Consider the following 25,637-nt stretch of genomic DNA (forward strand, 5'->3'; position numbering starts at 1 on the left):
CCGGGTCTCTTTCACTGCCGTTATTCGAGAGAGAACCATGAAAAAACAGTTTCCCACCCACCCTATTGCCTGGTCTGTCAGCCTTGCCAGCAGCCTGTTCGCCGGTATCGCCACCGCCAATACCGCAGAGACTGGGCTTGAGGAAGTGGTGGTTACGGCACAGCTACGGGAAACCAACCTTTTGGAGCTTCCTTCCAGTGTTACCGTACTGGATGAAAGCGCGATCGATGCGCGGGGCGCGGCCAATCTGGACCAGCTTTTGAACATGGCGCCCAATGTGAATTTTTCGTCTGGCGCCTCCAGGGGACGATTTGTACAGATTCGCGGCATTGGTGAGCGCAGCCAGTTTATCGATCCAGTAAACCCCTCTGTTGGCCTGATCATAGACGGTATCGACTTTACTGGCCTGGGGCTCGCAGCCAGCACCCTGGATATCGATCAAGTGGAAATCCTGCGGGGCCCACAAGGCACAGTGTACGGCGCTAATGCCCTGGCCGGCCTGATCAACATGACCAGTGCAGCGCCCACCAGTGAGTCGACCACCAAGGTGTCCGCCGAGCTAAGTGAGTACAATGGACAGAGTCTGTCCGCGGCTACCAGTGGTTCTTTGAGCGATGCTCTTGGCTATCGATTGGCTGCCAGCAAACGCAAATCCGACGGCTATACCGAGAATGTGTACCTCAACCGCGATGACACCAGCAATATTGATGAGTCTGTACTGCGCGGTAAGCTGGCCTACTTCCCGTCCGACGATTTAAAGCTGGGCGTTACCCTCTTCTATATCGACGTTGATAACGGCTACGATGCTTTCTCTCTCTATAACACTCGCGAAACCCAATCTGACCAGCCCGGCTGGGATCGCCAGGAAACATTTGCCGGCGCATTGACTGCTCAATGGTCTGGCAACGAGAACTTTACCCTAGAAGGCACTCTCAGCCTCGCCGATTCAGATACAGAATATGGCTACGATGAGGATTGGAGCTATGTCGGCTTTCATTCCTGGGAATACAGCTCCACGGATAATTACCAGCGCGATAAAGACAATATCAGCATTGACCTTCGCGCACTCTCTACCGAAGAGTCCAAGTTATTCTGGGATCGCAGCCACTGGGTTGTAGGCCTTTATGGCCGCACGGAGCGGGAGGACCTTAATCGCAACCAGAGCTTCCGCAGCACTTTTGATACTGAAAACTCTGCCATCTACGGCCAGCTCTCTACGGAAATCACCCCTGCGATCAACTTGATCACCGGTCTGAGACTGGAAAGACGCGAAGCCGATTACTCAGATTCCTATAACATCGATGCAGATAATGGAGAAAACCTGTGGGGCGGCAATATCTCGCTGCAATACCATTACACCGACAACACCTTGCTCTACGCTACGATTTCCCGGGGCTATAAAGCCGGCGGTGTAAACGGCAGAATCATCTCAGAATCAATAAGCAACACTGAGATCAACAGTGACATGTTCGAGTTCGATACCGAACATATGCTCAACTATGAATTAGGTATTAAGGGCAGCTGGCTGGAGAATCGTTTGCAAGCCCAGGTTGCGGCTTTCTACCAGGATCGAGATGACGTTCAGGCCAAGGTTTCTATCTTTAACCCTGCCGACTACTCATTTAGTGACTACCTTGCCAATGCTGCCGGCGGAAGCACTACTGGTCTTGAGGTGGAACTGAACTATCAGGCTACCGACGCCCTGCGCTTTTTCGCCTCTGCTGGCTGGCTGAATGCAGAATTTAAAGACTACGAAAGCAGTTCCCATGTCGATGCCCGCGATGACTACGCAGGAACAGTGTTGGCTGCGGTTGATCTGGATGGCCGCGATATCGCTCACGCCCCCAACTACCAGTTCTTCACCGGTACAGAAATCGATCTGCTTCCCAACCTGATCTTGCGATTGGAGCTCGAGGGTAAAGACGAATTCTACTTCTCAAACAGCCACGACGAAAAATCCACAGCCTACGAACTGGTCAATGCTCGCCTGACCTACCAGGGAGATAACTGGGATGTTGCCCTGTGGGGAAGAAACCTGACTGACGAAGATTACTATGTGCGCGGGTTTTACTTCAGTAACCAATATGGCAACAACCCGGCCAATGGCTACGCAGCCGAGCCCTACTATCAGTATGGTGAGCCCCGAATTGCCGGGGTAACAGGCACCTACACCTTCTAATCACTCAGTGACTTTGGGGCAGCGCTTCGCTGCTCCAGAATCTCTATCAAGCGGGAAATTATGCAGCTCTCTGTCGAAATCAGTATGTATCCGTTAAAGGACGAGTACATCCCGGCTATTCAAGCGTTTATCGCACAGTTAAACAGCCACCCAGAACTCAAGGTAATCACCAATACAATGAGTACTCAGGTGTTTGGCGATTACGATCTGTTGATGGATGTGCTCAAGTTGGAAATGCGAAAATCCTACGAACAGTTTGGCCGCGCCATTTTTGTATGCAAGTTTATCGACGGCGACCTGGCCCCGGGAGAAGCGCATGTTTGACCAGGATATCAGCACCGCAATCAGCGCTTCGATTGCGGCCATGTCCCTCTGGGAAGTAGCCGCTGTAATACTGGCTCTGGCCTATTTGCTTCTAGCCATGAGGGAGAAAATCAGCTGCTGGTATGCCGCCTTTGTCAGTACGGCGATCTACCTGTTTCTGTTTTGGGATGTCAGCCTGTTAATGGAGTCTGCGCTACAGGTTTTCTATCTGCTGATGGCAGTTTATGGCTGGTGGCAATGGCGAAATCACCGCAACCAGCAGGACGATTTAAAAATCCATCGCTGGAGCGGAAAAACCCACTCAATAGTTATTGGCGCTACCCTGATACTGACTTTACTAATCGGCTACCTGCTGGATCGCAACACCAGTGCCGCCCTCCCCTACCTAGATTCATTCACGACACTGGGGGCAATTGTCACCACCTATATGGTCACCCGGAAGGTACTGGAGAACTGGCTTTACTGGATTGTCGTAGACGGTGCTTCAATCTATCTCTACCTGGACAGAGAACTCTACCTTACTGCCGTATTGTTTATGCTGTACCTGGTGCTGGTTGTGATTGGCTATTTCCAGTGGTTGGCCATTTTCCGAAAAGAGAAACAACAACCCGATAGCGCTCCTCAAACAATGGCAGCGGCATAGTGACCAACTGATATGAGCCAGGACTTGATCAACATCATCCCCAACGATTGGCATCATTGGAGCAAGGCCCGGCCCACGGTGGTCAGGGCCCTGGCTGGGGGGCTGACCAATAACGCCTTTCTGGTTGAGTCCGCTGATCAGCGGATGGTGCTGCGAATAAACTCCAGCATCAGTGATCAGCTCAATCTCGACAGGGCTGCTGAACAGCAGGCGCTGCAAGCTGCCACATATTCCGACAGCTGTGCCCCTTTGGTTTACTGTGACCCACATTACCGATATTTGGTGACCCGCTATATTGAAGGCACTCCCTGGGATAAAAATGTCGCCCACAGTTTGGAAAAACTTGCCGATCTGCTGCGCCGTATACACGGTTCCCCTGCAATTGATGCCCAATTAAACATCGGTGAGAAAATCTCAAGTTACAGGCAGTTTATCGACAAGCGAGCCAGTTATTTCCACTTGCTCGACACACTGCAAGAGAAACTTCCGCAATTAATTGATGCTGCTTATCGGATGGGCGACGAAATTTGCCTATGTCACAACGATCTAACGGTTGGCAACCTGATCTGGGCTCCCTCTGACAAGCTATACGCTATCGACTGGGAGTACGCGGCAATGGGGGATAAATTCTATGACCTCGCTGTTTTGGTAGAGGAACACAGCTTGAATCAGCGAGAGCAAAATAGTTTGCTGGAATGCTATCTTAATCGCACCGTGTCACCTGAGGACAATCAGCGTTTGGAGTTATGGCAGCTGATCTACGGTTACCTTTGTATTCTCTGGCACGGGGTACAATGGAGTAACCAAACCCAAAGGTCCCCGGAGCAAGGGAGATATATAGGGAAAAAAGCCCAGCAGTTATTGAAAGGCCTATCAGCTCACAGCCTCAGCTGAGTAATCCCTGCTAGAATAGGCCCAATCCCCAAGAAGCGACTTTCAGTCACTGCGGCGCAATCCAAGTTGCTTTCGAAGTTACTGTCGAAGTAATTCAACTAGGGCCCGACTCGGCTAAAATACCCCCCATTTTCACACCCCAAAAATAACCACAGAGGTACTCCTGTGATCAGATCATTTTTTGCAATACTACTTACCTTGATCGCAATCAACGCACAAGCGGTAGAGAAACCCGAGGGTTTTAAAACGATAGATGGGCTGTTTGCTGCGCTTTCAAACCTGGACCACCAGGCTATGCGAGACGGCGTCAGCGACGATTTTATACTCCTTGAGCACGGTGAAGTCTGGGATATTGAAGACCTTATCGCCGTAATGAAGCCCAATCCCTCAAAGCTGGAAAGAATCAACTACTTCAGCATTATCAAATTTGAAGAGCATGAGAACCTGCTGACCATCAATTACTGGACCAAGTCCATTTTTAAATCCGAGGATGGCAATAAAGAAGCGGTGTGGTTGGAAAGCGCCGTTGTTAAGAAAATCGATGGCAAGTGGCTAGTAGCCCAATTGCACTCAACCCGCCTGCCCGCAGAGAAATTCCCCAAAGACGTCCAGTTTGAGCAGCAAGTTCTATAATAAAGTGCCTTACAGGCCCTGATCGCACAGGGCCTGTATCCATTTGATCGCTCTCAGCCCCCCCAACTGGAACAACTACCGGATTTCAAAGCTTCCAAGTGCTAGTATGTGACTCTAAATCACATATTAGTCTCCAGTTCTACAGGGCCACTCAATGAAGCTTAAAGTTTACCTCTCCGGCGAAATCCACTCCGATTGGCGTGCGCAAATTATCGAAGGTTGCCAAAAAGAAGGGCTGGATATCTCCTTCTCTTCCGCAGTCACCAACCACGATGCCAGCGATGCCGCTGGTGATGGCCTGGGTGAGGAGCAGAACGCTTTCTGGAGGGATCACAAATCTGCCAAAGTTAACGCAATCCGAATCAAGCACCTGATTAAAAACTGTGATTTGGCGGTGATTCGATTTGGCGAGAAATACAAACAATGGAACGCCGCATTTGATGCCGGCTTTTGTGCAGCCTTAGGCAAGTCCTATATCACACTTCACGATGAATCCTTGGTGCACGCACTCAAGGAAGTGGACGGTGCCGCCCAGGCCTGGGCACAGACTCCCGCACAGGTTGTCGATATCCTGAAGTACTTAACCACTCAGGCCTAAAGAGCTTCTGGATAGCAAGCCGGCAGGCATCTACTGACAAAACTGCACAATCAATAGGTGCTGCCAGCTAAAAGCCGTAATTAAGGACACCGGCATAGTTCGGCCGAGAGGCTGCCTCTGCTGATGGGTTGTGCACTAGCTCGCCGCTACGATTGATCGCATAGATTTCTGCACCGCAGTGCTTGCAGAATGCCTTCTCCCGTAAAGCCCCCTCTTTAAAGTGGTATTTGCGCAGTGACTTTTCAGGATCGCTGATATGGATAGCGACTTCAGTATCAGCGTGCCCCCTTTGGCCCGCTGGTACAAACAGGGCATCTATAAGCTTGTTGAAATGAATCGCTCCACAATGACAAGTTAACGGATTCATAGCCTTATCTCCCTGGTCGATTAGTATGGGGAAGCAGTTTACTATTTACTTTAATTTAACAAAGGGGATATATTGAAAAGATCTTTTAGCTTTAAGGAAACAGTCTGTGCGCAGAGAGTACGACAAATACCACTTGATCAACGTTTTTTGCAGTGTTGTTGATCACGGTTCCTTAAGCAAAGCTGCCAAGCACTTGGGCCTGTCTACGCCCACCGTAAGCAAGACTCTCGCCCAACTTGAACAGGCCCTTGGCCAGGTATTACTCAATCGCACCACCCGGGCAATCGCTGTCACAGACGCCGGAAGGATTGCTTACCAGAAAGGGCAAAAAATAATCAGCTCATTCACCGAGCTGGAAGACCAGATTGCAGAGGCGGCAACGCTCACCCGAGGAAAATTAAAAATCACTTTTCCGGAAACCCTCGGCTTAAAAGTATTCAGTCATATCTGCAATGATTTCCAGAAAGCATTCCCCGATTTCAGCTTGGAGCTTATCTTCAGCCCCTATCACCTGGATTTAATCGAGGACGATATCGACATTGCTTTTCGCGTCTGGGAAACCCTGCCCGATTGCCAGTTTTACGCCCAGCCCCTATTTAGTATCCGCCCTATTTTTATTGCCGCACCGACCTATCTGGAAGAACACGGCTGCCCCAAATCCATTGCCGAGCTCAGCCAACACAACATCATGCTAACCCGCCTTGACGGCCTGGAAGATGGCTGGTCAATTGATGGGAAGTTCTATCAATTCAATGGAAATTTAATATCTAACAAAACTTTCCATACCCGAGCAGCCGCATTAAACGGGAATGGCATTGCCAAGCTTCCCTCCTATTTTTGCCAACGGGACATCAAAAAGGGGCGACTGGTAGAGGTACTCCCTGACCTGGAGCGAAAAGATAAAACTGTAGGTGCTATCTATAAAGTAAAGCGAAAAGATTCAAAGAAAATTGACGTGTTTTTGAACTTTGCACAAGAGCGCTTGCAGGAGTATGACTTTAGCCTGTTTGATGAGTGAGAATGTGCCGCTAAAGAACTCTGCAGCGATTAGAGATCCTCTGTGAAACACTCAGCTGTTTAGCACCACAATAGGTGGTACCATAGAACAATAATAAGCGGCTTGCTACTGGGGCTGAAGAGAGTGAAAACAATACTCTCGAAATACACTGTAGATACATCCCCTCTCCTTTATTGGTAAAGCCGCACAACAGTCATACATTGGAGATTGAAGTGACAATCACTAAAGAGGTCGAACAAGGCCAAGCTGTCTATTCCAAACCCGTACTTTGGCTTTATGATATGTGGGTTCTGGGCATATCAAACCGCTTTATTTGGAAGTGCCCAACTCCTGGAATACTAGAGCACTTCAATCGAAATATATCTTCCAACCACTTGGATGTAGGTGTCGGAACGGGCTACTTTATGGATAAGTGCCATTTCCCCTCCAACAAAGTCCGCCTCGCCCTGATGGACCTGAACCAAAACAGTCTGGATATCTCAGCGCAAAGAGTGGCTCGGTATAATCCAACACAGTTCCGCTGCAATGTCCTGGATAAAATTACTTTAGAGGCTGAAGTTTTTGATTCAATCTCCTTAAATTACCTATTTCACTGCCTTCCCGGCAAGCTGTCAGAAAAACTGGTTGCGCTAGATAATGTCGCAACCCTGCTATCGGAATCAGGCACCGTATTTGGTTCCACCATCTTGTCTGAAGGCGTACCGAAAAGTGGAGCTGCCAAGAAATTAATGGCTATCTACAATAAGAAAGGGATATTTTCTAATACCCAGGATTGTGAAGAGGACCTCAATAAATTCCTTGCCAGTCGATTTAAGGAGTACAAAATAGAAGTTCGCGGGTGTGTAGCACTATTCAGTGCGCGGCATAAAATCACTGGCTAGAGTATCTACAGGGCACTTATGAGGATGAAGTTCTCGTTTAAACTGGGGCTGAGAAATCCGCTGATATTCGTTACCTTGTCAGCTTTAGCAGTAGTTCCCAATTATTGCCTGGGCCTGCATTTCAGTGTGTTTGAAGATAAATTTGAGTGCATTGATATTCATAATTCTCTAAACTGTGCACGGTCAATCGAAAGTGGATTGAGTGATCAAGTCAACCATATCCAGCGGACGCAACCAGGGCACCTGACTATAGCCCTGAATAGCGAAAAATCACTGACGTACACAGACATCCTTCCCGCTAATAGCCCCGCAGAACATATAGCCTACTCTGCAATTGAGCAAATAACTGATAACCTGCTACTGATTCATCAACAGCTCTGGGAAGCACATTCCTATATTTTGCTCGACTTGAGAAACGGCCATGAATATTCTCTTGCCGGCTACCCTTTGCTGTCTCCACAAGGCGGCTACCTTTTTGTTGCCGAACAAGACCTGGATGCCGGTTTTAATGAAAATGCCTTACAGGTTTACAAGCTATCTGAAAATACTTTGGACTTACTATACGAGCTAAAGCCTGAAAACTGGGGACCAGAGCAAGCTTACTGGACAACAGAGAATGCGGTCTCTTTCATACAGAAGCAGCTTAACCCCAACTATTTTTCAAATGAAAATCAGCCCTTTTATATTGAGACTAAAGCTGTACTTTCTATTGCCCCTGATAGCCAACGTGTAAACATTCGATATTTTGATTAAAATACCCCTCTTTAATTTACCCGAAGTATCTTGGAGCTATTTTGACAGCCAATTCAGATCTCTCGATATTATTTGTTTGCCTCGGTAATATTTGTCGCTCTCCCTTAGCGGAAGCCGTTTTCCGCACCAAGGCACAGCAGGCGGGTATTCCTGTTTCCGTCGACTCCGCGGGTATCATCAGCTACCACGCGGGTAAGCGACCAGATCCCCGAACTTTGGCTATTGGTGAAGAAAATGGCTATTCGTTTGAAAATAGCTACGCTCGCCAGGTAGCCACTACCGACTTTACAAAATATGATCATATCTTTGCGATGGACAAAGATAACCTGGAAGCACTGCAATCCTTGCAGCCTGACTCATCAGAGGCCCAACTAGGGTTATTTTTATCAGTGTTGCAAGATTGTGATTTAGCTGAAGTACCCGATCCTTACTATGGTGGTATTGAAGGGTTTCAACATATTCTCCAGCTTATAGAACAAGCATCTGATACATTTATCGAGCAGCTTAAAAGCAGAGAATAAGCAAAGCCCCCACAAATTCTACCGAGCTTGTGGGGGAAACTTTCCTCTAAGGCAGACCTATCCCACATTCCCTTATCGGCTGCGGCTTCATAAGTACTCTGCAAAAAATCAAACAGCGCCTCATCAGGGGAGCGTGAAGCTCTCACCGCATCATAGGGCAGCAAGAACTCACCCAAATCTTTGGAATAGTAAGCTGAGGCGGGCGCCACCCTTGCTTCGGAAAATCCCTGGGGCTCTGGGTAAGTATATGAATAGAAGCAAGCGCCATCTACACCGCCGCCACCAGGCCAAAAACCGGCACTGCTAACCTCATGGGAGTAGGCTTCCCTGGCCACCCAATCGGGAAAATGTGGAACGCCTCCAGGGTGCGGAGGCGCCTCCCTGCCAGAAAAACGGGTAAGAGCTAAATCAAAACTTCCCCAAAAAAATGAATTGGACTGCACTTGCCAATAAAACGACTGCGAAATTCAGTGAAAACCCGATGAATTTGCACCAACGCCTGCCAAAGCTGTCTAGCATAATCCGGATCATACTCGTAGTTATCCTGATCCCTCTCAAAGGGTATCGCATCCGCCACTTCGGATGGCATAGTGTTAATCTCAACCGGTATACCTAGCTGCTTGAGTGCAGCCATCACTTCCCAGTAGAAATCAGAGACTGTGCGGGACTCCAAGGGTAATACCCATTCTCCCCCCTCAGTGGTCAATAGCTTCAGTACGTGATGATAGAAATCAAAGCCAATAGAAAACGACCGCCCTCCATAAGGGATAAGGGATGTCTCCAGCCCTCTGGCGGTAATATATAAAGGAACATGCCAGGAGTGATTGATCCAAGGGGTTTGTACCAGGCGAATCTTGCCAATAACCTGCATCCACATATGCAGGGTGGCAATCGTATTTACCGACTCAGCGTAGGGTAACTCTGGCCAGTCTTTACTCTCAGACCGATTCTTTAAGTTGCTCACTATACGTGCTCCATCTATCCTTTGACTCGCTCGATACCTAGTGCCTTCTGTTAACCGCCAAGCTTAGACCACTAAAAATACCCCGTCCGAAAAAAACTAAAAACAGATAAACAGCTCTCTTTTGATCATCATGAAAGACTACTTTAAATTCAGGCTCGACAGCCAAGCAACAAGTATTATCGAGACCCCATAGAGAACAGTAATGATAAGGGTTTCGATAGTGTTAATTTTTGTTAGCTGTCCTGACTTGTCAGACAACCAAGTATTAAAAGCTCTAGTTATCAGCGGCATCGCCACCCAAGTAAGCGACGCAACAATTAATAAGTTGATAAAGAAGTTAGTCGTCGCAAAAGGCCAACTCTCTACCAAAGGTAACAACCACATCGTAATAACCATAACTATCGGATATAACATCAATAAAATGAGCATGGCCATTTTCCACTGCGAGGGCGCGGTGTCTTGAGCTCGGCCACGAGCCCGAGAAAACCAATCCTCAAAGCCATGCCCTATCCGCTTTATTTTTACATCTTCAAAAAATCCTTCACCACGTTTTACCAATCGCTTATGCTCATCTGAATTAAGCCAGTTATCTAAATGCTTATTGGAGTCAAATCGAAATATTGCAACCCACTCCTCTTGAACCCCCTTTATTGGCTTAGTTAGACCAGCGCCCAAGAAGCCTGGATATTTTTTAAGTGCTTTATCAATTTCTTTCTGCCACTGCATATATTCACGAAAAAATTCAGGCTTCACTTTTTTGGATATCACAATCGTTACGGGCACTGTTAGTTGATCTGCACCAGCGATAACTTGAGATACTACTTCAACCGAGAATTTCTTCTCTAAAAAAGCAATTAGATCTTTTAGTAAATTATTTCCAAGAAACGTTTCAAGGTGAGCAACTGTATCAAATTGAAATATTTGAACCCACTCATTTTGGATATTAGAAACGGGCTCTAACAAATTCACCTCGAGCAGCCCATCACAATCTAGCGCAACATCCACCAGCTTCTGATGCCATGATCGATACTCATCCCCCAGGTACTTTGGCACCTCCTGAGACAATACAAGACAAGCACTGGAACCCTCTTCCATTATCTGGCAGCAGCCTCCGGCGGATGAACTAGAGATCAAAGTATTATGCAAGCAGAATGTATTTGTGTTCATTTTTGCGAACGAATGCTTTTGCTGAAAACTATCGCAACAAACAAACTTAGACGAAATGTCAGGACTGACATCAAGGGTAGCATTTGGGAAGTAACGCTCCGTACGAATGACGGAGCGGTCTGCAGAAGTGTCGCCTATTTGGGTGACACTTCCGCTAGAAAAATAAATGCGCGAGCAATCAGCTAGTCAGGCTTTCACTAACAACCAGTACTTTGCCGTCACGCCCGCCTGCCGCAGCTATTCGTACCGCTTCTTTAATTTCAGACAGAGGGTATGTGCCATGAACTGGTGCAGATAACTTACCTTCCGCTACAAGCTTTGTGATAGTGCCAAAAACTTCCTGTTGCCGCTCTGGGGATGCCGAGCCGAACCATTTGGCCAACCAGAACCCGCGCACGGTGATATCTTTAAAGATGATCATCCCCGGTGCGATAACGCAAGGTTCCCCACTAAGCGCGCCATAATTCACTAAGGTTGCGCCATTTGACAGAGCTTCGCCCATACGAGCAGTTGCCATTCCACCAACAGCATCAATGCCTAGCTTGATCTCAGCACCACCAGTAGCCTCAGCCACTCGCTTACCCAGGTGCTCACCATCCACGAGAACCACATCAGCGCCTGCGGCCTTCATCGGCTCAATCAAAGACTCACGGCGGACAACATTGATCACTTTCAGGCCCCGCAACTTGGCCAGGGTTGTCAGATAAGACCCCACACCGGAATTTGCGGCATTCTGAATAACCCAATCCCCCTCCTTGAGATCTACAAATTCGCTCAACAGCAAGTAAGCTGTTGGCGGATTAATCGTTATCATGGAAAGCTGTAGGGGGTCTACATTATTCGGGAGCGGAATCAGCCCCTGGGCATTGGCCACCATATGTGTAGCCCAGGTGCCGCTTCCTACCGGCAGGAGAACGACCTGGCCAATGGCTGGCGCGGTAACATTAGGTCCATGTTTGACGACCTTGGCAACACCTTCATTGCCTCCAACCGCAGGAAGAGGAGGCAACATCCCATAATCGCCCGTCAGGGTCAGAACATCTGAAGGGTTAATTGGAGCTGCCAGCATCTCCAGCAACACCTGCCCCTCTTGAAGTTCAGGGGTATCAAAGGACACCGCCTCAATAACATCCTGCGGCACTGGTCCGCGCTCTTGATATTCCGCCTTTAACATATCGCCGTATCCTTTTTCCGATTGATTATGAACAACGACCTTCACTCTGTACAAAATGTACCATGAACACTAGAGTTTGACGCTTATTAACAGTGGGGCCATTTAGCTTCCTCCTGATAAATCAAACCCATTTACAAATCGCCATTTGGATCTACTTATGTGTGGTTCAAGCTAGCAATTTCAAGTCAGCCACTTGAAGATACTAAAAAGGGAGAAGGGAAGAATACACCGCGCTTGGGACCCTATGAGGCATGGATGCCGATTAGGAGCTTACAGGGATGTATTCACAGCGTGTCTCGAGTGCGGTGTATTCTTTCCTTCCACCCCAGTAGTAAGTCCAATGAAGCAAATTGCAGCAGCGATAACAATAAGCAGAAAAGAAGTTAAATTAAGCAGGCCGAAGTAAATAACGGCACTTTTGTGTTCTACCCGATCAATTACCGCCTTAAGCACCGGGTCCGCAACAGCAAATGCAGGGTCAGGCTCTATCACAGAAGCTAGAATGGTATAATTCCTGCCCTTTATTGTTTCGAATACATGCAGTGTTTTTCCCATTGTTGACCCCCAAAATCCTGAGGCCTGTCACCGCTCTTACCCATTGCAACCTCGATCCCCTCCTCTAAAATTGCCCAATCGATAGCCAGCGTTTCAGAATGATCTTTATACTTTTCCTTATCAAGAAATTGAATACTCAACCGACAATTTTACTCGCGAAAATCAAGCACCCTTTCTGTCTGCAACTCCAGCTCGTAGGGCACACTTAGTTGCGATCGGAAGTTAAATTCACTTATCCCTTTTTTTGTAACATCAACAGGATACTCAACCGCTATCCATTTATATTTTTTATAGGAAACAGTTGCATATACCAGAATCAAAACCGCAACAACAACTAACACCAGCGCTGATTTAATGGTTAATCCCACACCTCCCCCAAGATACCTTCCTTAATACGTCACAGCTACACCCCTTGAGACCCAAGCAGAACCAAGAAAACACACAATGCAAGCCAAACTTACCATTTCGCAGTACCCAAAAGCAGGCAAGCCCATACTAAAAAGGGAGAAGGAAAGAATACACCGCGCTTGGGACCCTATGAGGCATGGATGCCGATTAGGAGCTTACAGGGATGTATTCACAGCGTGTCTCGAGTGCGGTGCATTCTTTCCTTCCACCCCAGTAGTAAGTTGCCAAGTAGCGCTCTCCAACACTGCTCAACGGACAATTATTTAAATTTATTAAAATAATCATCATGGAAAATAAAATATATAGCAAAACGTACCAGTTGGGAGTAGAGTCGTAGAGGCATCCCTAAAATAATCATTTAGATAGTTACAAGATGTATTTCAACAAAATTACAAAAAAAAATTTAATTTTCCAGGAATTCATCCTGCCTCGCTTGCAAAATATACAACCTGACCAAAGAGAACTTTTCAGTTCAAAAATTCTAAGCAAGTACAGAACACTATTATCAAAATCATATCGATTAATACCGTTAGCTTTATACTGCTTACGTATTAATTTCCACTTAAAAAACTTCAAAAAGTCACAATTTTTCTCAGCCACGATAATTCGTATTGCGAGCAGGACAGGAGAATAACAATGGGACTCTGCATTGACTCCAGTAATATCACGTTTATCACACAAGTAAGGGCTGCCCTGAATACTCTTGTCGGCGGTGTCGGTACCGCGCTTACCTATACACAGGAGCGATACCGAACAGGGGGGCGACATGTGCTGCGAATTACAGAGGGAGTTGGTATTTTGACTGCAGCTGGCTTGAGGGCAAACAGCACCACTCTGCTACGCCGACTAATTACCAGCCGCCACGACACCAGAATTACTGAGCACCACGCTCTCGGATTTCGTCCCGACCAGTGGCTGATGGATCAGGTATGGAGCGGCTTTAAGAGCTACCTCCCACTAGTAAGCCCGGACAGAGGCTTTATGGCCAAAGTGATGAGCAGCGGCTCCAGCGGCGTTGTAATGTGGAACAATACAGCCCTGCAAACCGCCAACCTGGCCAACAACGGCACCGTGGCAATGGGTAATTGCCCAAGCTATATCACCCTGGCCCATGAATTGGTCCACGCTGACCGCTGTAATCGCGGGCGATACCTGTCGGGAAGTGCAAATTCCACTTTCCTGGCCGATGAACGCCAGGCTCCCATGGGTAGAGTGCTCCGCCAGCAAAATGCTCCCTTAACCATGGCCCGCATTGCCAATGGCGGTCTAAATATTGTTTATAACAATATAACTATCCCAAACCGCAACAACCTGATCTCAACCAGGACTAGCGGCTGGATTTGGGTAGGTGGCTCCATGGAATTGCGTGAGGAGATCGCCACTGTCGGGCTCAGTGACGATGACGGTAATGTACCTACTGACCCGCTAGCCATTAACGAAAATATGATTCGGGCTGAACATGGCGTAGCCCAACGGATGAAGTATGGCCAGATCAGAAACCTGAACTAATCTCGCGCATATGGGCCCCGCCGGCACCAAAACCTGAGGCCGGTCCACCAAAGCAAACTGACAGATATGATCTGTACCTACTGCTAGCGGTATTAACTTATTTGATTTCTCTAGCAGTAGGTTTCTTGCCTTCCCCGCTTTGCATATTGCATCCGACCACAGCATGTCGTTATGCTTTGGCGGCTAGAATCACACCTTCCCTCTGTCTGGAAGGCACACAGAACACCTTGGTCAACATACAGCCAGATCATAACCATGATTGATTATGCCCTTATAAAACACGTCCACATGACCGCCGCAGCGCTCAGTATCCTGCTGTTTACCATCAGAGTGGGATTGGAGTTCAGCCACAACACGGGCTGGCGAAATGGCCCCCTGCGCTGGGTGCCACACCTCAACGACACTTTGCTGTTAGCTGCGGCTGCCGGACTGGTGGTTCTCGGCAGCTGGAACCCGGGTACATCACCCTGGCTAGGAGCGAAAGTAGCCCTGGTATTTGGCTACATTATTGCTGGCGTCTTTGCTTTGCGCCCCAACTTTTCCAAGCCAATCAGAATCACTGCCTGTGTACTTGCCTTCCTGCAAGTAGTCGCTATTTTCTATCTGGCGATGCACAAGCCCAGCTTGTAACTGGATGGCATTGAGCACTCTTGGTATCAACCTCAAATTGGAATCAACCCCAAACATCGTGCTCAATGCCTTTTATTTTAAATTTACTCCCATTGAACACCGGCTCACGCACCCCGGAAGACAACTGACTCTCGTAATCTGCCATTACCTTAAAGGCCACACCAGACAAAAGTAAGATAGCTATAAGGTTTGCCGATGCCATAAAACCCATCGAGACATCGGCCATACGCCAAAGAAAGACAAAGTTTTCCGCACTTCCCGTATCTGCCACCCAAGCCCCAAAAAGCACGAACATTAAAAACAATAGCCGATAACATAAAATGGATGTTCGGGTATGGTAGAGGTAATAAATATTGGTCTCGCCGTAATAGTAATTACCGATAATTGATGTAAAAGCAAAAAACATCAATGCCGTAGCAATAAAACTACTTCCCCAGGTACCCACCTCGCTCGCCAGTGCGTCTTGAACCAACTCAACCCCTTCCAAATTACCGACCATAAAGACATCTGCCACCAAGATAATGGCTGCCGTGGAAGTGCAGATAATAATGGTATCGAGAAATACCGATGCCATTTGCACGTATCCCTGCACCATTGGGTGTTTTACATCTGCAGCAGCAGCGACATTGGGCGAGGAGCCAAGTCCAGCTTCATTGGAAAACAGGCCCCGCTTGATTCCATTGGCCACCGCCGCACCAAAGGCCCCCGCCCCAGCCTCCTGAAACCCGAAGGCATTTGCCAGAATTTCCAACAGCACCCCAGGTAATTCAGCAATATTGGCGACCAACACATAGAATGCTACCAACAAGTAACCTATTGCCATAAAAGGGACAACAATACCGGCAAAGCGCGCAATTGAACGAATACCGCCAAAAACAATAATCCCGGCAAAGAGCGCAATAAAAAAACCCACCCATAAAGGGCTTACACCCCAAGCCCCATACAATGCGGCAGCCATCGTATTTGACTGCACAGCATTAAAGGTAAATCCGTAACAAATCATGAGAAAAACTGAAAAAGTCAGGGACAGCCATTTCCACTGTGGTCCCAGCCCCTTTTCAATATAATAGGCAGGCCCGCCGCGAAACGCCCCGGGAACATCGCCGCGCTCTTTGTAAGTTTGCGCGAGAGTATTCTCCACCAAACTGGTAGCCATCCCCAGCAAGGCCACCAGCCACATCCAAAACACCGCTCCGGGCCCGCCAGCGGTTATAGCCACAGCCACACCAGCAATATTCCCGGTGCCGATTCTCGCAGCTGCGCTAGTGGCAAATGCCTGAAATGCGGTTACTGAATTTTCATTTTCCTTATGGATGCCACGAATCATGACTTTGACCATATGACCAAAGTGACGAAATTGTATAAAGCGAGTGCGAATAGAAAAGTAGAGCCCCGCCGGCAGCAATCCTAAAATCAAGATTCCAAGCCACCAGATGCCACCGACGCCACCCCAGGCGAGCAAGTTTGCCCACTCTATTAGGGTAGTGAAATGATCCAGAAAATCTTGCATTACCTAACCCATTAACCGCTTATAGTTATAAATGCCGCCAGCCCGCTGGTAGTAAGATTAGCAGATATATGAAAAGTTAATTTTGAGCAGAAAATGGATCTGTAAAGATATATGACAGAGTTGGCGTAGAAATTATGCCAACCTCAAAACCTTCCTATTAACCTTGGAAGGTCTCAGAGAACGATATGTTACAACACTTTAAGCACAGCTAACTGCTAATTAGACTTAACAAGCTTTAAAGAATAAGATTTAGCAACTATAGCCACTTCAAAAGACTTTCAGTAAATCATCAAGAGCTTAAGAAGAACTGAATAGTAAAAAATTCATTCAATTAAACGAGAGCTACGTTCAACCAGAGGAAGCAGATCACAAGGTCTATTTGAATATTTCAATGCACTAAGCAAGGTTACATATTGGTGAGCTTTATTAGTTATATAGACGCTTTTTCACTCACTCCTTAGAAGCCCAAACCATGATTGAGCTTAACTCCCCAAGTGCCAGGACTGCCCTTTTATCATATTAAAAACCATCTATTTATATCAAAATTCAACCGCCTCAAAAGACATAATACTGAGGGGAAATACAAAACTAGTAAAATAAAATGATAACCAGAGAAGCTGTCAAATCCATGAGCCCTATTAATGCGCTGAAGATCATTCATTAAAACGACACTCCAACACCCTCAAGCGCGAAACCACTATAAAACTGACTTAGAAGACCAAATAAATATTTCGAATAAGAGTGGAAGTACCCTCACAGATCACATTTGAATTTCCTTCAATCTTCACTTTCTTCCCGGCCATTACAGAAGAAAGCAGCATTGAATATTGGGCCGCACCAGCTTCAGACGTCAAATAACCAGTCCACTGTCCACCACCACAAGTATCGTCAGACATATCTCCATCTAGTCTGACAATAAATCTATTACCTGAGGATGAGTCTGACTCAGGCGTTTTATGTACCTGTAGAAAATTAATCTCACCCTGCTCTTCAGGAAAGTCCGCAAAAACACTAGCAGAGAAAAAAATCAAAAATAACGAAAAAAATCTCACATTAACACTCCAATAAAAAATTATTATGCTTCTATCTACAAACGGGACAAAGTTAATTGTCCCGTTTAAAAAATCAGCAATACCTATCGCAATCTAAAATTACAAAAATCAGTTTGTCAACTGTAAAACCTGACCGTTTATACGGTGCGCTTAGCTTGATTCAATTTGCCTTACAGCTGTCGCACCACCTCTAGCCTAGACATATATCACTTTTACTTTTATTAATTATCTAATCAATAGAGAAAGCAATCTAATATTACCGCCAGCTGAACAGTTTTCATCATCGATTACCAGGTTTACTTCTTTTCCTGCTGAATGAGCGGTGAGAGCAATAGAAAGGATATGATCTAAATTCGGTGCATTTTCATCTGCCTGCACCATTGAGTTAGCATCACTACAATCAAGTGGATCAGGCATCTCATCCTTTAACATTAAGTTTACCCTTTTACTTCCCCATCCAAGAGAGATTTGCTCGATGCTTGTCCATCCGGAGTATTCTGCTGCATAGCTATTAGCACTCAGCAAACCTGCCACTATAATTGCTGCTAACTGACGTTTCACTATAAATCCTTATTCCTATTTTGGAATGATAACTGTTTCATTTGTACCAGTTATAATAACTTTGCCTCATTTTTTTACAAATGAGGTAAAATCCAACTTATCTATTTTATACACAGTGAATTTGTTCAGCAACTTATACGAAAGCAAATGTTAGAACCATATTGTAATTTTATAGATTCGAACCCCCTAACCACCTAACTAAACCTTAAGGTTAATACCCACTGACAGCGACTCTTGAAAGATTACAAATTAGCCCTGCGTTTTTAAGAGAGTAATCCATTTAATCGCAGTGAAATAGAAACGTCCAAATTCCATTGCACCTTTTTGGCGGACAGCTCTGTAGAAGATCAATTGATCTACTTGCTGTTGAGGCTGACGCTTTCACGTGCCAGGCCAGTCCCGAAGGTGATCGTGCAGCACTCTTTTAAGTCCCAGGATTTGGTGGATGTATATGCCCTTGCCAGCTGTATGACCGACCCATATCACCTTTTAACCAATAGGTGTCCTGAATTTTTCGCTTACTAAATCCTACTAATTTCCACCCAATATCCTAACACTATCTGTTCTGTTTTCATCCAAACCCACCGTTTCGAGCCCCAAGTAGAACTCCCCACGATTTCATAGCGCTTAACTCTAAACCAGAAAGAAATGGCCATTAGAATAGGCATCAGAAACAAAAACCAGAGAAGGCGACCCCGTCAAATCCGCCACTCGCAAAGTCTAACTATTACCTTTAAGAAGCTTTTAACCTTATTCGATTCGCCTTACAGTAATCGTTTAAAGCAGTAGATACTTTAAACTGTATAGATACCGGAAGCCCCATACTGAAAGCAGTCAAAAGAGTACTATAAGCCGCTGAACTGTTAACCGAATTCTGCTCAATGTAAAAGCCATCGGGGCAGCCTGCATTGGGCTCTGTACTTGGCACAATCGATATCGCCCACGCATTACTACCAGAAGGCCAAACATCTAACTTCTCAATCGTATCCGTATGAGTTACCCAGTCTTCAGCTAGCGCAGATGTACTCATTAAGAGTACTGCTAACATTGCAGTTATACTTCTTCTCATCAATATATCCTAAAAATCACTATAATAAAAAGGTGAGGCTTGCGTATCATAGCGCAATTTTGCACCTCTCCTACCCGGCACTCAACAATAAATTAAGCAGAATCAACGCTTCAATTAGAGTAGCAATCATCATAAGCTTTCTGTTTTAAAAGGCAAATACATTTTATTCACCATTCTATATAACTCACACAACAATTACCTTCTGGGTAGCTTGCTGCCCAAATCAAATATTTTCACATCGTTAAATTCACACTATTAACTTCAAATAGAGCTGATGCACCAACAATTAAAGGCATCAATACTTACACCAAATTCTGAGATGAATTAACACGGAACCAAAAGAAAAACAACGAACGTATTTCCGGACATCCATCAAAGAAGCATACTTGGTTTGCGATATCCAACTACATTACGAGCACAAATCTATAGACCTCAATATCGAACAAACAATCTACTTATATAGCACCAGTTAGTACTATCATCAAAATTAATTGTAACCTCTTTCCCTGCTGCCGCTCCTGCCAAAGCTGCACTAAACATCAATTTTAGCCCTTGTTGTGTAACACCATTCTCCCCCAGCACCACCCAATGGTGCTTTGGGTCATTACCATTAATACAAGCACTAGAATCGTCATCAAAAGTTACAACAAACCGACCATCCCCGTGAGGGTATACTTTCGTAATCGTTGAAGTAAACCAAACCTCCTCCGCAACTGCAGGAAATGAAAAAACAATTAGAAAAATAAAAGCATTTAACCTTAACATACAACCGCCCTAAACCCAGAAACTAAAAGCCAAAATAATTTACTGAAAAACCCCAACAAAGGCTGCGGGATTACAAGAATTACCGTACGCTCCACACCTTGACCATTTACCTACCAAAAGCCTATGTATTTACTAAATACAAAGCGAAAAAAATAACAACGCCTTGTCAGTTTTACTATATAGTTAAAGACTGCTCGCAAAATGCTAGCACCTTGCGAGTACAGCCCTCAATATTTAACAAACAATCTATTTATATAACAGGTGCTACTGCTACCATCAAAATTAATTCGAACTTCCTTCCCTGCTGCAGCTCCCGCTAAAGCCGCACTAAACATCAGGTTTAACCCTACCTCAGTCACACCATTCTCCCCAACTTTTACCCGATGGTACTTGGGGTCAATACCGCTTGGACAGCCGGGAGAGTCGTCGGCAAAAGTTATAACGAAATGACCATCTCCATGGGGATATACCCTTGTGATCGTTGAAGTAAACCAAACTTCCTCCGCAACAGCAGAAAAAGAAAGTAAAAACAAGCAAATAAAAGCTTTAAGCCTTAACACACTATCACCCTAAACTTACTAAATAAAACTAAAACAATTTACTTAAAGATTTCAATAAAGGCCGCGCGATTGCAAACTGAAGAGTCCTCATAGCTATATATAGAAACTTTTTTACCAGTGGTCAGCGCAGTAAGGGCAGCAGCGTAAGCCCGACTATGAATCTCCTCATTATTCCCTGCATTACCTGCCACTGATAACGGAAAGGTTATGGACTCACCGCTACACAAGCCATTACCATTAGCAGTCTTCACCGTAAACGACATACCATTTGCTGCGGTATTTGCGACTGCCGTAATCTCGACACTTTGGGCTATATATCCACCGGAAGCCCAACCATTTACCGAACACAGGGCGAAAAATTATAGCAACGCCTTCTTCATCACAATATTTCCTTTTTCTAAAGTTTCAACTTAAATAAAAATTTTTGCATACTACCACCATTCCCAGCACATTTATATCAATTAAGATTTATTGAACTCTAAACAACACCGTCGATTTAGCAGTAATTAGATAGACCCACTATCAATCTGCGCGGTGATACAAGCTCATTAGAATAATATACTAAGAAAGCCAGCAGGTATTCATACATCGCACCCAGGAACCATAAATGGAGAGCACATCTATATCCTGGGAGAAGCATAGAATTTATACCCACAATAGCTCCTCCTATACAACGACTGGCAAACCCAATTCTATTTGTGTGGCAATCTCGGAAAGGCAGGTAAAGATCCCCGACCGCCTGTTGGTAACGAGCGTCTAGGTATGCATAAATGATTATCCTTTCAGCTGGATCACTACTTGGAACTGGTGAACTGGAGTGGTCGACATTTAGCCCCAGAAAGCGCGGCACCATTTATGGAAATACTCCCCCTACTCTTAAACGGCTAGGCATCTCACCAAAGCACCGGCCCTAACCCAGCCGAAACTTTGAAAGCCGCTTCAAACGCCTAGCGGGAACAGCAGGAGCTGTTCGACAAGACTGGATCCTTTTCGATAAACGCTGAGCACAAAGTATAAACGATTGCCGGTGCTCCCTTTCTAGCACACCCTATTAATTTACACCCAACACCCTAACACTACCCCCTTCCGTTTTGATCCAACCCCTCCATTTCAAGCCTGAAGGAAGCTCCCTGTGACTTCATAGCACTTAGTACTGAATAAAATAAAACAATTACTAAAAATCGACCACAGCAGTTTGCTGGGGCTTACCGAGCAGGGGTGCCACTTCCAGTCTTTTCCCGTTTATCATGGCATGTTGGATTTCTGGATTGGCTCTTTAAACAACTCTTCATCCATCAGAAAAATCAGGACTCTCAGCTTTCTTTCAATCGAAGATGATAAACTCCTTGAGACCAAACCTCCCCCCATGACTGTGAGCAGGAAGAAAACTGATCCTCCCGAAACCATAGGGTCACCTCCTTTCCTGTCGCATGTGCAGTTGTTAGAAGGGTTAAAGCTGCCTTACAAGATTCTTCAGCAAACTCACCCACGGTCTCAGTAACCCTGCAAACTCCTACACTATAAAAATTAGTATCTCCAGTACTATCTTTTATACTAGCGTGAACATTTCCATTTGCAGCAACTTCTACTGTAGTAACATTGCCAGTACAGGTCTGGCCAGCAGAATAAGCGTTAACAGAGGCAAGAAGACACCCAAGCAATAAGTAATTTCCGTTATTCAAAATTCATCCCCAAAATATATATTTTCATCAGCATTCATCATAGTGAATTTATTGAGGCTATACGCCTCCAAATTAACTAAAGATTTATTATTTTGATTTTATATTACTATAGGTTTTTGGTAAACCACAGGCTCATAACAATTCATAGGCATACCAAGCATCGATTAGAATTCTCACTCAACCCCCAAATCAAACAATTCGTTACCGATTCATAGGGGGCACATCAAGCAATCCGATATTGCACTTACATAATGCAAGCGGTTATACACAGCCACCCTAACAAGCACCATATTAAAATTCCGGAAAACAACAAACAACCCCAATAAAAATGCACCCACCTTAACCCCACTTACGAAAGACAAAGAAATATTTATAGCTTCCCCGTTATATTACCCGCCACCAATAACCGCCCACATGATATCCTTACCTCAAAAATCACCACGCACGGACAGCATACATAATAGAAACAACGCAATAAGAGAACTCAAAACTAAGAAAAAAGATTAAATTAATAGCAATGATGCAGCCTTAACCATTACTTTCCTTATGACCAACTAAAAACTAGCGCCCCCATACCTTTGCGACACTATATCTCACATTAGAAAGAAAAGTACTTCTGCACAGTTATGAACCACGCTGAAACCCAGACTAGCACCTTTTGGGAAAGGCTATTCAAGATTTCCAGCATGGCCGAGCGTTCAGTTCAGAAAGCCTCACCAGATTACAATGAAGGAAGAAAGTGCGAAGAGTGAATTAGCCTAAAGCAAGAAGACTTATTGGATATCAGCTGGTACAAGCACAGCCTAATGAACCTATCATCACTAAGAATCTAGAGCTTAAATTTTATAGACGAGCCTAGATGCATCGAGAATGCACCTAGGCCGATAAGCTTATTTAAGCAACTTAATATGTGCTGCTCCACTACATATTGAGCTGTCAGAATAGCTATATATGCTGACTCTTTTCCCGGCAGTTAAGGCTGTAATGGCTAAGCTAAATGCTCTGTTATGAATACCTTCATCCCCGCCTTCGTTGCCTGCAGCACCAAGAGGAAAACCTATTGTTGTATCTTCACATGGATAATTTCCATCACCATCAGTCACAACCACTGAAAAGCTTTGGCCATTAGAATTGGTATTTGTAACAGCTGTTACCTCAACATCTGTAGCAATCCAACCTTTATCTGCAACTGCCTGCATGGAAAGCGCCATTAAGCTAGTGGCTATAATTTTCTTCATCATTACTTCCAGTGTAGTTTCTTAAATAGAAGTGAAAATCTTATTATTCTTGCCGGACAAGGTCAACTTGACTGCCCGGCGAGGTGGCTTATCTACCCCTAATCGCCACCAAGAAAACTAATGTTCTACTTAGCACAAACCCGCCTTCCAATAAGCTTACCCAAAGGAAGCGAACAGCGTCTACTTCTAGTTATTCAAAATATAAGAAGTCTCGACTAAATCACTACTTGGAGCTTATAGGCTGAAGTGGTCAACACTTAGGTTCCAGAAAGCGCGTCTCCATTTCTAAGGACGCCCCCTATACTCGAACGCCAGGGAGTACCACCAAAACACTGGTTGTATCTCAGCCGTAATTTTGAATACCGTTTTAATGGCCTGACTGGATCGCGACAAGCTTGCATCAAACTCGGGAAACGCTGGGTACACGGCATCAGCGATCGCTGACGCTACCATTCTGGAGCACCCTGCTGATTATTTTCTCCATCCCTAGCTACCCCCACTCCTCTTGGCTTTTACCTAAAGCCTCAATTTTTAAAGCCAAAACCTAATTCTTGCTCCTTTCAACCCACGGGCGTCCAGAAACACCTTCCACATCTCACCCAATTAAAACTAAGTTATAATCTTTCTAAAAATGAACTTAATGTTGACGGATTGGTAGCAGGGCTCACCAACCAAAAACCAATGCTTGAGAAATAAAAACAATCTTAGTTATAAGCGCCATGGAATTGAAACAAGGATCAAAGGCTTTCTCGAACCTACATGCACAACCAAGCAGACTAAATAGATGGGATGGCAAACGATATAAATTTGCACCTGCTAGCGCAGCGTAGTCAAAGTATTGTATCATACAGCCTCTACACTAACACCTTTATATTTTTTACAATTTACTACAAGGAAATCAAAATGAGAATTTTGGTAGTGATTTTGCTGGGATTTTATTCCGCATTCAGCAATGCTGAGTTTACTTATTCAGGAAAGATTTCCCAAATTCATACAGGCCCCCAATATACAAGCTCCGAAGATGAAGGAAAAGTCTTTATTGAAACTGAAGACGCTCCAACCGGAGAAGTAGCCTGCTCAACAAATACCAGTTTTTCATTTGCTTTCATAGGAACCACTGAAGAGGGGAAGATGTATTTAAGTATTCTTTTATCAGCACTGGCAGCAGGAAGAGATGTGGTAATAAAGAGCACAGATGACTGTAGTATTTATTCAAATGTTGCTGATTTAAGAAATCTGTCTATACATTAATTTAAGCAGCAAAGACAGGTTAGCATATTGATGTACTGGGGGATGGCTACTTCACCATCCCAATTAATACTATTAAAGTCACCTTAAGGCTGAGCGGGCTCAGTTCAGGCGGTACGACAACCTCGGTAAACTCTTAGTACAAGGTATAACCGACTAGTTACACTTTCTTATGTGGAACTTTTGAACCAATACAGTCGGCATATAGTCTCTAGAAAACGCGGTGCTATTGCCGGCAGCGCTCTTCCTGCCCACGAGTGATTGGGTATCAATTCCAAGCACGGGTTTTACTTCAATCAAAACTTGGAAGGCCGATTTACAGGTTGGGCGAGTTGAGTAGAGGCGGTGGAGAAAGCCAGCAGCCTCTTGCATTATACTAATCGCCCTTCAGCTAAACTTCTACTTAGATATAGAGCCCTACTTTTATTGCGAATACGCAAATACCCTCTAACTAGAATTTTCTCACCATTGAAGCTGGATGGGCTATTTATGACCTAAATTACGAAAACAAGCTTTACATGATTCAAACCACACCTATTCAAAGCTACCAATCCAAAACTTATAATTAAGAATCTACAAAAAATTACCGTGAAACCTTCCTACAACTTTCAATCTATGGGTGCCCCATGCCCTATTCATAGATGAATAGGCCATAAAATATAGGCACGAAAATAATCTTATTGGATTTTATTCAGTTTGTTTTAGTATCAAAGCTGCGTAGAATTGACAGATAT

Annotated in this window: 28 protein-coding genes; 13 read left to right on the forward strand and 15 right to left on the reverse strand. The window is 45.2% G+C overall.

What is annotated here, in order from left to right; all coding sequences use genetic code 11:
* The first annotated feature begins 37 nt into the window (after positions 1-37).
* From QT397_17420 to QT397_17445, 6 genes are all read left to right on the forward strand, one after another.
* Entirely contained in the window at positions 38-2,179 is a 2,142-nt protein-coding gene (locus tag QT397_17420; protein WNZ54658.1) for a TonB-dependent receptor, read from the forward strand.
* A 60-nt stretch (positions 2,180-2,239) separates the two neighbouring features.
* A complete protein-coding gene (locus QT397_17425; protein WNZ54659.1) occupies positions 2,240-2,503 on the forward strand; it encodes a hypothetical protein in 264 nt (87 codons plus the stop codon).
* Positions 2,496-3,146: a nicotinamide riboside transporter PnuC gene (gene pnuC / locus QT397_17430; protein WNZ54660.1), complete on the forward strand. Its 651-nt coding sequence runs from the start codon at positions 2,496-2,498 to the stop codon at positions 3,144-3,146. The genes QT397_17425 and pnuC overlap by 8 nt, the downstream gene beginning before the upstream one ends.
* A 12-nt stretch (positions 3,147-3,158) precedes the next feature.
* A complete protein-coding gene (locus QT397_17435; protein WNZ54661.1) occupies positions 3,159-4,040 on the forward strand; it encodes a choline/ethanolamine kinase family protein in 882 nt (293 codons plus the stop codon).
* Positions 4,041-4,205: 165 nt separating this feature from the next.
* Positions 4,206-4,673 (forward strand): nuclear transport factor 2 family protein, encoded by a 468-nt coding sequence (locus tag QT397_17440; GenBank protein ID WNZ54662.1) that lies wholly within the window; start codon positions 4,206-4,208, stop codon positions 4,671-4,673.
* Between the two features lie 154 nt (positions 4,674-4,827).
* A complete protein-coding gene (locus QT397_17445; GenBank protein WNZ54663.1) occupies positions 4,828-5,271 on the forward strand; it encodes a YtoQ family protein in 444 nt (147 codons plus the stop codon).
* A gap of 67 nt (positions 5,272-5,338) precedes the next feature.
* Here QT397_17445 and QT397_17450 read toward each other — a convergent pair whose 3' ends face one another.
* Positions 5,339-5,638, reverse strand: coding sequence for a hypothetical protein (locus QT397_17450; protein WNZ54664.1), 300 nt, complete (start codon positions 5,636-5,638; stop codon positions 5,339-5,341).
* Between the two features lie 106 nt (positions 5,639-5,744).
* On the opposite strand from QT397_17450, the gene QT397_17455 reads away from it, so the two are divergent.
* The 4 genes from QT397_17455 (at position 5,745) to QT397_17470 (ending at position 8,811) form a co-directional block, all read left to right on the forward strand.
* Positions 5,745-6,656, forward strand: coding sequence for a LysR family transcriptional regulator (locus QT397_17455; protein ID WNZ54665.1), 912 nt, complete (start codon positions 5,745-5,747; stop codon positions 6,654-6,656).
* Between the two features lie 212 nt (positions 6,657-6,868).
* Positions 6,869-7,537 carry a class I SAM-dependent methyltransferase gene (locus tag QT397_17460; GenBank protein ID WNZ54666.1) on the forward strand — a complete coding sequence of 223 codons (669 nt, stop codon included), beginning with the start codon at positions 6,869-6,871 and terminating at the stop codon, positions 7,535-7,537.
* 126 nt (positions 7,538-7,663) lie between these two features.
* Positions 7,664-8,290 carry a hypothetical protein gene (locus tag QT397_17465; GenBank protein WNZ54667.1) on the forward strand — a complete coding sequence of 209 codons (627 nt, stop codon included), beginning with the start codon at positions 7,664-7,666 and terminating at the stop codon, positions 8,288-8,290.
* A gap of 41 nt (positions 8,291-8,331) precedes the next feature.
* Entirely contained in the window at positions 8,332-8,811 is a 480-nt protein-coding gene (locus QT397_17470) for a low molecular weight protein-tyrosine-phosphatase (GenBank protein WNZ54668.1), read from the forward strand.
* A 403-nt stretch (positions 8,812-9,214) separates the two neighbouring features.
* On the opposite strand, the gene QT397_17475 is transcribed toward QT397_17470, so the two are convergent.
* From QT397_17475 to QT397_17495, 5 genes are all read right to left on the reverse strand, one after another.
* Positions 9,215-9,775 carry a DUF5996 family protein gene (locus QT397_17475; GenBank protein ID WNZ54669.1) on the reverse strand — a complete coding sequence of 187 codons (561 nt, stop codon included), beginning with the start codon at positions 9,773-9,775 and terminating at the stop codon, positions 9,215-9,217.
* A gap of 138 nt (positions 9,776-9,913) precedes the next feature.
* Positions 9,914-10,870, reverse strand: coding sequence for an antibiotic biosynthesis monooxygenase (locus QT397_17480; protein WNZ54670.1), 957 nt, complete (start codon positions 10,868-10,870; stop codon positions 9,914-9,916).
* Positions 10,871-11,120: 250 nt separating this feature from the next.
* Positions 11,121-12,116: a zinc-dependent alcohol dehydrogenase family protein gene (locus QT397_17485; GenBank protein ID WNZ54671.1), complete on the reverse strand. Its 996-nt coding sequence runs from the start codon at positions 12,114-12,116 to the stop codon at positions 11,121-11,123.
* Between the two features lie 270 nt (positions 12,117-12,386).
* Positions 12,387-12,671, reverse strand: a complete 285-nt coding sequence (locus QT397_17490; GenBank protein WNZ54672.1) for a hypothetical protein — start codon at positions 12,669-12,671, stop codon at positions 12,387-12,389.
* A gap of 149 nt (positions 12,672-12,820) precedes the next feature.
* A complete protein-coding gene (locus tag QT397_17495; protein WNZ54673.1) occupies positions 12,821-13,039 on the reverse strand; it encodes a hypothetical protein in 219 nt (72 codons plus the stop codon).
* 676 nt (positions 13,040-13,715) lie between these two features.
* Here QT397_17495 and QT397_17500 point away from each other — a divergent pair.
* Positions 13,716-14,588, forward strand: a complete 873-nt coding sequence (locus QT397_17500; GenBank protein ID WNZ54674.1) for a M91 family zinc metallopeptidase — start codon at positions 13,716-13,718, stop codon at positions 14,586-14,588.
* Positions 14,589-14,843: 255 nt separating this feature from the next.
* A complete protein-coding gene (locus tag QT397_17505; protein ID WNZ54675.1) occupies positions 14,844-15,218 on the forward strand; it encodes a SirB2 family protein in 375 nt (124 codons plus the stop codon).
* 43 nt (positions 15,219-15,261) lie between these two features.
* Here the strand turns inward: QT397_17505 and QT397_17510 are convergent, their stop codons facing one another.
* The 9 genes from QT397_17510 to QT397_17550 all read right to left on the reverse strand — a co-directional run bounded on the left by QT397_17510 (position 15,262) and on the right by QT397_17550 (position 23,658).
* Entirely contained in the window at positions 15,262-16,728 is a 1,467-nt protein-coding gene (locus QT397_17510; GenBank protein WNZ54676.1) for an alanine/glycine:cation symporter family protein, read from the reverse strand.
* A gap of 710 nt (positions 16,729-17,438) precedes the next feature.
* Positions 17,439-17,780 (reverse strand): hypothetical protein, encoded by a 342-nt coding sequence (locus tag QT397_17515; protein ID WNZ54677.1) that lies wholly within the window; start codon positions 17,778-17,780, stop codon positions 17,439-17,441.
* Positions 17,781-18,005: 225 nt separating this feature from the next.
* Positions 18,006-18,341 carry a hypothetical protein gene (locus QT397_17520; GenBank protein ID WNZ54678.1) on the reverse strand — a complete coding sequence of 112 codons (336 nt, stop codon included), beginning with the start codon at positions 18,339-18,341 and terminating at the stop codon, positions 18,006-18,008.
* 733 nt (positions 18,342-19,074) lie between these two features.
* Positions 19,075-19,410, reverse strand: coding sequence for a hypothetical protein (locus tag QT397_17525; protein WNZ54679.1), 336 nt, complete (start codon positions 19,408-19,410; stop codon positions 19,075-19,077).
* Positions 19,411-19,842: 432 nt separating this feature from the next.
* Positions 19,843-20,175, reverse strand: a complete 333-nt coding sequence (locus QT397_17530; GenBank protein WNZ54680.1) for a response regulator receiver protein — start codon at positions 20,173-20,175, stop codon at positions 19,843-19,845.
* Between the two features lie 227 nt (positions 20,176-20,402).
* Positions 20,403-20,735 (reverse strand): response regulator receiver protein, encoded by a 333-nt coding sequence (locus QT397_17535; protein WNZ54681.1) that lies wholly within the window; start codon positions 20,733-20,735, stop codon positions 20,403-20,405.
* A gap of 38 nt (positions 20,736-20,773) precedes the next feature.
* Entirely contained in the window at positions 20,774-21,085 is a 312-nt protein-coding gene (locus QT397_17540) for a DUF5992 family protein (protein ID WNZ58554.1), read from the reverse strand.
* 963 nt (positions 21,086-22,048) lie between these two features.
* Positions 22,049-22,417 (reverse strand): hypothetical protein, encoded by a 369-nt coding sequence (locus QT397_17545; GenBank protein ID WNZ54682.1) that lies wholly within the window; start codon positions 22,415-22,417, stop codon positions 22,049-22,051.
* Between the two features lie 890 nt (positions 22,418-23,307).
* The gene (locus QT397_17550) at positions 23,308-23,658 is read right to left on the reverse strand and encodes a DUF5992 family protein (GenBank protein WNZ54683.1); all 351 of its coding nucleotides are present in this window, start codon (positions 23,656-23,658) and stop codon (positions 23,308-23,310) included.
* 900 nt (positions 23,659-24,558) lie between these two features.
* On the opposite strand from QT397_17550, the gene QT397_17555 reads away from it, so the two are divergent.
* Complete coding sequence (locus tag QT397_17555; protein ID WNZ54684.1) at positions 24,559-24,906, forward strand: hypothetical protein; 348 nt, start codon at positions 24,559-24,561, stop codon at positions 24,904-24,906.
* Positions 24,907-25,637: the final 731 nt, after the last annotated feature.

Origin of the sequence: Microbulbifer sp. MKSA007, assembly GCA_032615215.1 — a bacterium.
In the GTDB taxonomy this organism is placed as follows: Bacteria; Pseudomonadota; Gammaproteobacteria; order Pseudomonadales; family Cellvibrionaceae; genus Microbulbifer.